Source organism: Sphingomonas sp. CCH9-F2 (assembly GCF_001556735.1).
Taxonomy (GTDB): Bacteria; Pseudomonadota; Alphaproteobacteria; order Sphingomonadales; family Sphingomonadaceae; genus Sphingomonas; species Sphingomonas ginsenosidimutans.
Window position 1 is genome coordinate 1 of sequence record NZ_LSJO01000715.1, and the last position, 1,303, is coordinate 1,303.

The window sequence follows — 1,303 nt, forward strand, 5'->3', positions numbered from 1 at the left end:
CAGCATTCATCTCGTGACAGCCCGGAGTACCGCTCCCGCGATTACCCCATGTTTTTGCGACTTTCAGCTTGGCCAGGATAGTGACGGGCTTCGACAGAACCAAGCGGTCCGGCGGCTCAGGTTGGCGCGATGTGATGAGCGGTTGAACCGCCTCGTTCCGAAGTCGGCGGCTCGATCGTAGTGGCATCGGCGAGAAGCGCGTCGTTTCTACCGCGGGCTTCATCGGCATCGGACTAACGTGGGGTTTCTGGCTCGCCACAAGCGAAACGCGGTGGCGCGGCCCCTTTTCTCGCCCGGTCGATGCGACGAGCGGCGGCCTCTCCGGCGATATGCTCGACACTGCCAGCATTTCGTCACTGGCTTGCCTATGGCTGGAGCACTTCAGCGGCGCCAGCCCGATGCCGGGCCGCGCAGAACTCACGACGCGCGTGCGCACGTCGCCCTCGCTTCGCGCCGCCATGTTGGCGACCGCAGCGTCCCGCACTTTGGTAAGCGCAGCGATCTTCCGGTCGGCATCGCGGATCGCGCGGCGTGCGGCGTTGCGCGCGTTCTTGATGCGGTTGCGCTCATGCGCCCAGACGTTATCGCCGCGCTTTACCATCGCAGCACGCCCCTCGCCCAGATGCTCGCCAGCTTCGAGGTCGAGCCCGCGCGCGCCGTACCCCAATCCGGTGTAGCGGCGGTTGCTTCGCGCCCATTCGGCAGCCTCTGACATCGAGTGCGCCCACAGATGCCGGAGCATCTGCACGCCGTCCTTGCCATCAAGCTCACCGCGCACCTCGTCGGCGACCTCCCAGCAATAGGGCTCGACACGGCGCATCGGCCGCAGCGAGAAGGCGAGATGGGGGTGGAAGTTGCGTTCGTCGCCGCCGTCGGACGGACGATGGATGACAGCAGAATAGGGCAAGCCCAGCGGCTCCAGCACCGTCTCGCAAAAGTGCCGGAGCGCGAGGATCATCTCTTCCTGGCTCATGTCAGCGTCGAACGGCGCGATAGCGCGGATCTGGATCTTGGCGTTCTTGCGGACGCTGGCGTCCTCCATCGCTTGCCAAGCCGCACCGATCTCGATCCAGTCGTCGCCCATGTTCGAGATGATGACCGGCTCGCCCTCCGCGTCGCGCAACACGGCCTCATCGCGGACATCATATTCCCAATTGTCGCGCGCGGCTCCGCGATAGAAGTTCGGAGACTTGCGGCCGAAATAGCTCTGCTGCCAGATCACGCCGCGCATACCCCGGTCGTCGATCACCTGTCAATCGGCGTCCAAAAAGGACCCCCTATCGGCGTCCAAAAGGGACCCCGT

The 1,303-nt window shown here is 64.8% G+C and carries 1 protein-coding gene; it reads right to left on the bottom strand.

Going from position 1 to position 1,303, the window contains the following annotated elements; all coding sequences use genetic code 11:
* The coding region (locus AX685_RS20465; protein WP_156445965.1) for a MobA/MobL family protein at nt 1-1,249 on the bottom strand (1,249 nt) is incomplete at its 3' end.
* Nucleotides 1,250-1,303 lie beyond the last annotated feature (54 nt).